General features: G+C 73.6%; 8 protein-coding genes. 2 read left to right on the top strand and 6 right to left on the bottom strand.

All coding sequences use genetic code 11. From position 1 onward, the window contains the following. Positions 1 to 260 precede the first annotated feature (260 nt). On the top strand, positions 261 to 1217 hold the full coding sequence (locus tag ABZ641_RS18035; protein ID WP_359982921.1) for an aldo/keto reductase: 957 nt from the start codon (positions 261 to 263) through the stop codon (positions 1215 to 1217). A gap of 66 nt (positions 1218 to 1283) precedes the next feature. Here the strand turns inward: ABZ641_RS18035 and ABZ641_RS18030 are convergent, their stop codons facing one another. The 6 genes from ABZ641_RS18030 to ABZ641_RS18005 form a co-directional block, all read right to left on the bottom strand. Then, positions 1284 to 1883, bottom strand: coding sequence for a GNAT family N-acetyltransferase (locus tag ABZ641_RS18030; protein WP_344626053.1), 600 nt, complete (start codon positions 1881 to 1883; stop codon positions 1284 to 1286). Between the two features lie 99 nt (positions 1884 to 1982). Then, complete coding sequence (locus ABZ641_RS18025) at positions 1983 to 2660, bottom strand: nitroreductase family protein (RefSeq protein ID WP_359982919.1); 678 nt, start codon at positions 2658 to 2660, stop codon at positions 1983 to 1985. 63 nt (positions 2661 to 2723) lie between these two features. Continuing rightward, entirely contained in the window at positions 2724 to 4361 is a 1638-nt protein-coding gene (locus ABZ641_RS18020) for an ABC-F family ATP-binding cassette domain-containing protein (protein ID WP_359982917.1), read from the bottom strand. A 62-nt stretch (positions 4362 to 4423) separates the two neighbouring features. After that, positions 4424 to 4921: a DUF4232 domain-containing protein gene (locus tag ABZ641_RS18015; RefSeq protein ID WP_344626050.1), complete on the bottom strand. Its 498-nt coding sequence runs from the start codon at positions 4919 to 4921 to the stop codon at positions 4424 to 4426. 83 nt (positions 4922 to 5004) lie between these two features. Next, positions 5005 to 6240: an MFS transporter gene (locus tag ABZ641_RS18010; protein ID WP_359982913.1), complete on the bottom strand. Its 1236-nt coding sequence runs from the start codon at positions 6238 to 6240 to the stop codon at positions 5005 to 5007. After that, on the bottom strand, positions 6237 to 7187 hold the full coding sequence (locus tag ABZ641_RS18005; RefSeq protein WP_359982910.1) for a MerR family transcriptional regulator: 951 nt from the start codon (positions 7185 to 7187) through the stop codon (positions 6237 to 6239). Before ABZ641_RS18005 ends, ABZ641_RS18010 begins: the two co-directional genes overlap by 4 nt. Before the next feature lie 357 nt (positions 7188 to 7544). Between ABZ641_RS18005 and ABZ641_RS18000 the strand changes: the two genes are divergently transcribed. Further along, entirely contained in the window at positions 7545 to 9167 is a 1623-nt protein-coding gene (locus ABZ641_RS18000) for an ABC-F family ATP-binding cassette domain-containing protein (RefSeq protein ID WP_359982908.1), read from the top strand. Positions 9168 to 9279: the final 112 nt, after the last annotated feature.

The following is a 9279-nucleotide window of genomic DNA, read 5'->3' as shown; positions in this document are numbered from 1 at the left end:
CGCCGCCCGCGCGGATCGTGGGGGAGCGCGGGGCGGGGGCCGGGGGTCGAGGGGCGGCGCCGCTCACAAAATGGACTAGACCATCTGGGCGCGTCAACCCTCCCGGCGGCGCCCGGACAAGGTTTACGGCACGCTTAAGGTCCGCCGGAGCCGTCGTGGCTGACGGCCCGTCGGGTGTCGGCTTGACCTCGAGTGCACTCCAACCGGCAGGCTTGCACCGCGACCGGATCACCACCGAACCACCACCGCAGGAGGAACAGATGCGTACCACCGTGCTCGGCACCGGCGGCCCCGAGGTCGGCGTGGTCGGCCTGGGCTGCATGGGCATGACCTGGGCCTACGACCCCAACGGCCGTGACGACGAGACCTCCGTCGAGGTCGTCCGCGGCGCGCTGGACCTCGGGGTCACCCTGATCGACACCGCCGACATCTACGGCCCGTACGACAACGAGGAACTGGTCGGCCGCGCACTCGCCGGCCCGTACCGGGAGCGCGCCGTGCTGGCCACCAAGGTCGGCCTGGTGCCCGGCACCGGCGGCGCGCGGGTCGGCAACGACGGACGCCCCGAGCACGTGCGGAAGGCGATCGACGACAGCCTCCGCCGGCTCGGCACCGACCACGTCGACCTCTACCAGCTGCACCGCGTCGACCCGCAGGTGCCGATCGAGGAGACCTGGGGCGCGCTCGCCGAGGCCGTCGCGGCCGGTAAGGCGCGGCAGATCGGCCTGTCCGAGGTCACCGTCGAACAGATCCGGCGGGCCCAGGCCGTCCACCCGGTGGCGTCCGTGCAGTCCGAGCTCTCGCTCTGGACGCGCGACGCCCTCGCCGAGGTGCTGCCCTACACCGAGGCCAACGGCATCGCCTTCCTGCCGTTCTCGCCGCTCGGCCGCGGCTTCCTCGCCGGCCGGTTCTCCTCCGCGGGCGACCTGCCGGCGGACGACTGGCGGGCCACCCTGCCGCGGTTCCAGGCCGAGGCGCTGGAGGCCAACCTGGCGCTGGTCGCGAAGGTCAAGGAGATCGCCGGGCGGACGGGCGCCACGACCGCCCAGGTGGCGCTCGCCTGGGTGCTCGCCCAGGGCCGGCTGGTCATCCCGATCCCCGGCACCAAGACGCCGAAGTACCTGGCGGACAACGCCGCTTCGGCCGAGGTCCGGCTCACCGTCGAGGACCTCGCCGAACTCGACGCCCTGCCCGCCCCGGTCGGCGACCGCTACTGAGGATCGGGCCTGAGGCACCTCAGGGGCGCCGGGAGGCGCCCCCACGCGCCCCTTGCGGTGTGCCCTTCAGGCGGTGTGCTCCATCACCCAGATCAGCTTGCGGCCGGTCTCGGAGGGGGCGGTGACCAGGGCCTCGTCCACGCGGTCGAGCCGGAAGCCGAGCTTGCGCGGGACGGCCGCGCTGGCGGTGTTCGCCTCGTCGCAGTGGATCTCCACCCGCTCGACGCCCGGCAGCGCCAGTGCGGCCTCGGCGAGCGCCCGTGCGCCCTCCGTGGCCAGGCCGCGGCCGGTGTGCCCGACGCCCACCCAGTAGCCGATCTCCAGGGCGCCCGGCCCGATCCGCCCGTGCAGGCCGAACGCGCCGATCACCTCGCCCGGATCGGCGTCCGGCGCGAGCACGTACATGAAGTCGGTGCCCGCGTCCCAGACCTCCTCGCCGGCGCGGGACATCTCGATGCTGTGCTCCATGCTGGGCGCCGCCTTCGCCCACGGCATCCACGGGCGCAGGTGTTCCAGGTTGGCGCGGACGGCCTCGTTGAGCGCGGCCGCGTCCGCGACCCGGCGGCGGCGGAGCGACGCGCCGAGCGGCAGCGGCAGGAGCTCCGGCGGGCGGGCGGCGGACACCGGACGCGGGCCGGTGTCAGGAACGTCGGCAGTGTGGTTCATGACAAGGATTATCGGCGCAGGCCAGCGGCGCCTTCAACGGCTTTCCCGGCGCGCCGGACCCGGCGGGCGCCGGTTTCCGGCCGACGCCCGCCACTGGCGTCACATCCGCACCAAGACCTCCTCCAGCCCCTTGCGTCGCAGGTCCGGGACCCGCGCGCCCTCCGCCGGGTAGCCGACCGGGATCACGTACGCCGCCCGCTCCTCGGCGGGCCGCTCGCACACCTCGTTCAGGAAGCGCATCGGGCTCGGCGTGTGCGTCAGCGTCGCCAGCCCGGCCTGGTGCAGTGCCGCGAGCAGCAGCCCGACCGCGATCCCCACCGACTCCTTGGTGTAGTACGGCCGCGGCGTGTCCGGGCCCTTGTGGACCTCGAAGACCACGATCACCGCCGGCGCGTCCTCCAGGAACGGCTTGCGCCAGTCGGTGCCCAGCGGGGCCAGCGCCGCCAGCCATTCCGGCGAGGCCCGGCGGGCGTAGAACTCGCGCTCCTCCGCCTCCGCGGCCTCCCGCAGCCGCCGCTTGCGCGCCGGATCGGTGACCACCACGAAGCGCCACGGCTGGACGTGCGCCCCGCTCGGCGCCGTCGACGCGGTGCGCACCGCCCACTCCACCACCCCGTCCGGCAGCGGACGGACGGCGAAGTCCCGGACGGTGCGCCGCTGCGCCATCACGTCGTGGAACGACCTGCAGCGGTCCGCGGCCTCGTGGGCCGGCACCGCCATCGGGACCAGCGGCACGGTCGGGTGGACCGTGCCCGGTGCTGATGATTCGTCAACCATGCCCGCCAGCACAGCACACGGCCGCCCGGTGGTACAGACCTCCTACCGGCGCGGCCCGTGCCGTCAGAGCTCGCGGACCCGGCCGCCCTCGACCACCAGCCGCCGGTTCACCGTGACCGCCTCCAGCATCCGGCGGTCGTGCGTCACCAGCAGCAGCGTCCCGGTGTACGAGGCCAGCGCCGACTCCAACTGCTCGATCGCCGGCAGGTCCAGGTGGTTGGTCGGCTCGTCCAGCACCAGCAGGTTCACCCCGCGGGCCTGCAGCAGCGCCAGCGCCGCCCTGGTCCGCTCGCCCGGCGACAGGGTGCCCGCCGGACGCAGCACGTGCACCGCCTTCAGCCCGAACTTGGCCAGCAGCGTGCGCACCTCCTCGTCGGTGAGCTCCGGCACCGCCGCCGCGAACGCGTCCGACAGCGGCTCGTCCCCGAGGAACAGCCCACGGGCCTGGTCGACCTCGCCGACCACCACGCCCGAACCCAGCGCGGCACTGCCGCCGTCCAGGTCGAGCCGGCCCAGCAGGGCGGCCAGCAGCGTGGACTTGCCCGCGCCGTTCGCCCCGGTGATCGCCACCCGGTCCGCCCAGTCGATCTGCAGGTCCACCGGCCCGAAGGAGAAGTCGCCGCGCCGCGCGGTCGCACCGCGCAGGGTGGCCACCACGGCGCCGGAGCGCGGCGCGGCGGCGATCTCCATCCGCAGCTCCCACTCCTTGCGCGGCTCCTCGACCACGTCCAGCCGCTCGATCATGCGCTGCGTCTGCCGGGCCTTCGAGGCCTGCTTCTCCGTCGACTCCGCGCGGGTCGCCCGCGCCTTCTTGTCGTTGTCGCCGCCCTTGCGGCGGGCGTTGCGGACGCCGTGCTCCATCCAGTTGCGCTGCATCTGCGCGCGGGCCTCCAGCGAGGCCTTGGTGTCCGCGTAGTCCTCGTACTGCTCGCGGGCGTGCCGGCGGGCCACCGCCCGCTCCTCCAGGTACGCCTCGTAGCCGCCGCCGTACAGGTTGACCTGCTGCTGGTGCAGGTCCAGCTCCAGCACCCGGGTCACCGTCCGGGCCAGGAACTCGCGGTCGTGGCTGATCAGCACCGTGCCCGCGCGCAGCCCCTTCACGAAGGACTCCAGCCGCTCCAGGCCGTCCAGGTCGAGGTCGTTGGTCGGCTCGTCCAGCAGGAAGACGTCGTAGCGCGACAGCAGCAGCGAGGCCAGGCCGGCCCGGGCCGCCTGGCCGCCGGAGAGCGCCGTCATCGGCAGGTCCAGCGAGACCTTCAGGCCGAGCTGGTCGGCGACCTCCTCGGCGCGCTCCTCCAGGTCCGCGCCGCCGAGGTCCAGCCAGCGGTCCAGGGCCACCGCGTACTCGTCGTCCGCGCCGGGACGGCTCTCCACCAGGCCCTCGGTGGCCTCGTCCAGGGCGGCCTGCGCGGCCGCCACACCCGTCCGCCGGGCCAGGAAGTCCCGGACCGACTCGCCGGGGCGGCGCTCCGGCTCCTGCGGCAGGTGCCCGACGTTCGCGGTCGGCGGGCTCAGCCGCAGCGCACCGCCCTCCGGGGTGTCCAGGCCGGCCAGCAGGCGCAGCAGCGTCGACTTGCCCGCCCCGTTCACCCCGACCAGGCCGATCACGTCGCCGGGCGCGACGACCAGGTCGAGCCCGGCGAAGAGGGTGCGCTCGCCGTGGCCGGCAGCGAGGTCCTTGACTACGAGAGTGGCGCTCATGATGCGCCGATTCTAGGCCGCCCGGGCCGTGGCCCCGGCCCGGGCGGCGGTGACCGCCGCGGTCAGGAGCTCTGCACCGGGCTGATCTCGAAGAGCCCGCACACCCGCAGGTGGTACGGGACCAGCATCTGCTGGGTGCTGGCCGGCGGGTACACCCCGAGGTAGGTCGAGGTCGTCCGGCAGCTCGGGACGACACCCGGGTCGTTGGTGCGGATCGTCGCCACCGCGGTGCGGGCCGGCGCGAGCACCACCGTGCTCACCGGGACACCGTTGTGGGTGGCCGGCGCACCGATCATGGCGTGGCCGGTCGTGAGCACGCTGACACCGGGGTAACCGCGCAGCGCACAGGAGTGGGTGGAGGTGTTGGTGAACTCCACCGGGTAGAGGAAGGACCCCGCGGCGCCCTGCGGGCTGCCGACGGCCAGGTACAGGTCGCCGGCCTGACAGGTCGGGGTCGCGGGTGCGGCCTGGACGCTCTGCGCGGCGGCGACCGCCCCGCCCGCGGCGAGCAGGGCGGCGGCGGAACCGAGGGCCAGGGTGCGCTTGCCGAATCGAATCATGACGTCCCCCGTTCGGGACCGGGCAGGCACTATCTGCAGACCTGCCCACACCCCAGGAGACGCAGAACCGTACGGAAACGGTTCTACCGGCAGGGGTGTGTCCGGACCCGCCGGCCGGCCACAGCAGCCGTCGCGGCCACCACGGGGACGAGCACGAGTGCCGTCGGGCTTCCTTCCGCATCGGCGAGGTGCGCGAACACGGCTGCCCCTGCGGCACCGCCGGCCAGGTCGACGGTACTGAGCCAGGACATGGTCTCGGTGACCTGCCCGGCCGGGGCCAGATCACCTCCGGTGGTGCGCAGAAGGGCGAAGAGCGACCCGATGACCAGGCCGGCGACCGGGCACACCAGGAGGACCGCCGTCGGGGAGAGCCCTGCGGCCACGGCCAGAGCGGCGCATCCGAGGGCGAACACGCCGAGCAGGACGGGCAGCGCCAGTCCGGGCGACAGCCGGTTCGTCGCCGTACCCAGGGCGAAGCTCCCCACGACGCTGCCGACCGCAAGGCCGCCCAGGTACAGGCCGGCCAGCCCGGCCGCGTTCTCCTGGCGGGCGTGGATCGGCAGCACCACGTCCAGGGCCGTCACCGCCGTCACGAACAGGGCTTCGGCGGCCAGCAGGCGGCGCAACGCCGGCGACGCCCAGAGGCCCCGCAGGTGCCCGGCCGCGGCCGGAGGCACGACCACGGCAGAGGAGTTGACCACCACCAGGACGACGCCGGTGACCGTCAACGTCGTGATGGCCGCGTACGGCAGGAGGGGCGACAGCGACAGGCCGAGCCAGCCGGCGAGCACCGGGCCGATGATCAGCGCGGCACCCGTCATGGAGGCGTCGAGCGCCATCGCCGTCCTCAGGGTCGTGCCGGTGGTGACGCTGTACCAGACGGAACGCATCATGACCGCGACGGGTGGAGCACTCGCGCCGACGGCTGCGGCCAGTGAACAGACCAGCACGGTGCCGGCGGCGTTCCGCACCGCCAGGATCACGGCGATGGTGGCGGCGAGATGGGCCGCAAGGCAGCCGAGGAGGACCGGGCGGATCGGAAGGCGGTCGACGAGGCGTCCGCGCAACGGTGCGCTCAGCCCCTGACCGAGGGCGGAGCAGCTCACCGCCAGTCCGGCGGTCCCGTACGAACGGGGGCCGCTGACCAGGAGCAGCAGGCTCAGGCCCGTCATGCTTGCGGCGAGCTTCGACGTCATGCCGATGACGGCCATGCGCCAGAAGCCGGGTACGTCGAGCAGGCTCCGGTAGTCGGCAAGGAACCGATACGGGGTCGGGTGCTCCGGTCGTGCGGCGTCGGGCGTGGCAGGTGATCGGCTCATCGCTGCGGTATCCGGGTGCGGAACGCCGCAGTGGACCAGGTGAGCACGGGCGCCAGGCTCCCGGGTGCCGGCCAGCCGTTGACGACGGCCAGCAACGACAGGTAGTGGTCCCGGCGCGGGTCGTTCATCTGCTCCAGCCGGGCGGCGAGGCGCCGGTAGAGGGTGCGGGGATCGTGCGAGGCCGAGCAGCCGAGGATGCGCGCGTAGTGGGCCGCGAGTGCGGCCACGATCGGCTCCGCAGCAGGCGAGTCCGGCTCGACCCCGGCCTCGAGAGCCGGTGCCACCTGAACCCGGACGGCATCGGCGAGGATCCGGGGCAGTCCTGCGGCGTCGTCCGGGGCCCGGTCGGCCGCCAGGTCCTGGGCCATGCCGTGCAGCGTGGTGCGGAAATCGTGGTCCTGGAGCAGTTCGGCCAGCTCCACCCACGCCTCGATCTGCTCGGGCTCGGGGTCGCCGGGCAGTTCGGGCGTCAATGAGCGCGCGACCGCCGCGAACGCGGGGTGATCACGCAAGCCGTCGAACACGGAACCGAGGAAGTCGTCGATCAGACCATGCCGTTCGGCTTCCGACAGGCGTGCCAGCTTGTGCATGAGGTCCGTCTCCCGGGGCGTCGAGCCGCGCCTGGCCACCGCGGTCAGCACGGCGCGGCGCTGCCGCAGGACGCGGATCTGCACGTCCAGTGCCTCGGCGTGCGTCGCCGCGACGTCCTTCAGCGAGACCTCCCGGTCCATGACCTTGCGAATGGTTGCCAGGTCGATTCCCAACTCGCGCAGAGTGCGTACGAGTTCGAGGCGTGCGACGGCATCGGCACCGTACTGGCGGTACCCGGCCGGAGTGCGGTCGGTCGGTGGCACGATCCCGGTGTCCGCGTAGAACCGGATGGCTTTCACCGTCAGACCCGTCCTCCGAGCCAGATCACCGATCGAATAGAGCGTCTCGCCGTTCATGCCCCTACCTTCACGTCTCCCCCTACCGGAGACTCAAGCCCCACGGTCACCGGGCCGGCCACCGGTTAAATCCGTTTAAATCCGTTGCTCCGCGGGGGAGCGGTCCGTACGGTGGTGGGTGTTCGCACGACAGCCCCGCATGTCTGGAGAAGGCCCTTGCTCTTCTGAGGTCACGAGACACCGCTCGACAGCTCCCGCCCGACCGATCGTCGGCGGTGGAGCGCGTGAGCGTGCGACCTCGGACGAGAGCCGGCCCCTGCGTGGTGCCCGTGCCGCTCCCCTGTGCCGTCCTGCCGCTCCCGCGGTGTCTCCCGTGTTGCTCCCTCTCTCATCCGTAGCAACCGCAGGAGGCCATCCATGGCTCAACCCACCACGTCCGTCCTCTGCTCGGACCTGTCCTTCGAGTGGCCCGACGGTGCCCCCGTCCTGGAGGGCTTCCACCTCGCCGTCGGCCCGGGCCGCACCGGTCTGATCGGCCTCAACGGCGCCGGCAAGTCCACTCTTCTCCGGCTGATCGCCGGGGAGTTGACGCCGACCTCGGGCACCGTCCGGGTCGGCGGCGAGCTCGGCTACCTGCCGCAGGGCCTCACCCTGCGGCAGGACGAGCGGGTCGACGAGGCGCTCGGCATCCGGGCGGCCCGCGAGGCCCTGCACGCCATCGAGTCCGGCGACACCGACGAGCGGCACTTCACCGCGGTCGGCGACGACTGGGACGTCGAGGAGCGCGCCCGGGAGACCCTGGGCCGGCTGGGCCTCGGCCGGCTCGACCTGGACCGCACCACCGGTGAACTCTCCGGCGGCGAGGGCGTGCTGCTGCACCTCGCGGCGCTGCTGCTGCGCCGCCCGGACGTCCTGCTGCTGGACGAGCCCACCAACAACCTCGACCGGTCCGCCCGTGCGCGGCTGTACGAGGCGGTGGCCGCCTGGCGCGGGGTCATGGTGATCGTCAGCCACGACCGCGAACTGCTGCAGCACGTCGACCAGATCGCCGACCTCAGGGACGGCTCGGTGACCTGGTACGGCGGCAACTTCGCGGACTACGAGCGGACGCTGGCCGCCGAGCAGGAGACCGCGGAGCGGCTGGTGCGCAATGCCGCGGCCGACGTGCAGCGGCAGAAGCGCGACCTGATCGAGGCCCGTGCCCGGCTGGAGCGCAGTGCCGCGTACGGGAAGGCGAAGTCCATCCAGCGCAACGACCCGAAGATCCTCGCGGGGGCGTTCAAGCGCCGGGCGGAGGAGACCTCCGGGCGGCTGCGCGGCATGCACGCCGAGCGGCTGGCCGATGCGAAGGAGCGGCTGACCGCGGCGGAGGACGCCGTCCGCGACGACGCGGAGATCCGGATCGACCTGCCACACACGGCCGTCCCGGCGGGCCGGACGGTGCTCCTGCTCGACCGGGTGCGTCCGGCGCACGGGCCGGTCGGTGCCGCACCGATCGACCTGGAGCTGCGCGGCCCGGAGCGGGTGGCCCTGGTCGGGCGGAACGGCTCCGGCAAGACCACCCTGCTGCGCACCGTCGCGGGCGAACTCGCCCCGGCGGCGGGCGAGGTGGGCACGCCGGTGCCGATGCGGTACCTCCCGCAGCGGCTCGACCTGCTGGACGACGAGCTGAGCGTGGTCGGCAACGTGCGGCAGTTCGCCCCTTCGGCGGGGAACAACGCGATCCGGGCGCGGCTGGCCCGGTTCCTGTTCCGCGGCGAGCGGGCCGACCGGCCGGCCGGCACGCTGTCCGGCGGGGAGCGGTTCCGGGCGACGCTGGCCGCGCTGCTGCTCTCCGAGCCGCCGCCGCAGCTGCTGCTGCTGGACGAGCCGACCAACAACCTGGACCTGGCGAGCGTCCGCCAGCTCACCCAGGCGCTGTCCGGCTACCGGGGTGCGCTGGTGGTGGTCAGCCACGACGTGCCGTTCCTGCGGTCGATCGGCATCACCCGCTGGCTGGAGCTGGACGGCGGCAGCCTGCGCACGGTCGATCCGCTGTAGGCCGTCCCGGGCCGGAAAAGGCGCCGGGGAGGGCCGACCCCCTGCGGTCGTCCCTCCCCGGCGGGCTCTCGGTGGCCGGCGGCGCTGCCGGGCCGGCCCTCGGCGGTCAGCC

The sequence above is a fragment of the Kitasatospora sp. NPDC007106 genome (genome assembly GCF_040634455.1).
In the GTDB taxonomy this organism is placed as follows: domain Bacteria; phylum Actinomycetota; class Actinomycetes; order Streptomycetales; family Streptomycetaceae; genus Kitasatospora; species Kitasatospora arboriphila.
The sequence above is the reverse complement of the archived record's forward strand: the minus strand, read 5'-3'. Positions and strand labels throughout refer to the sequence as shown.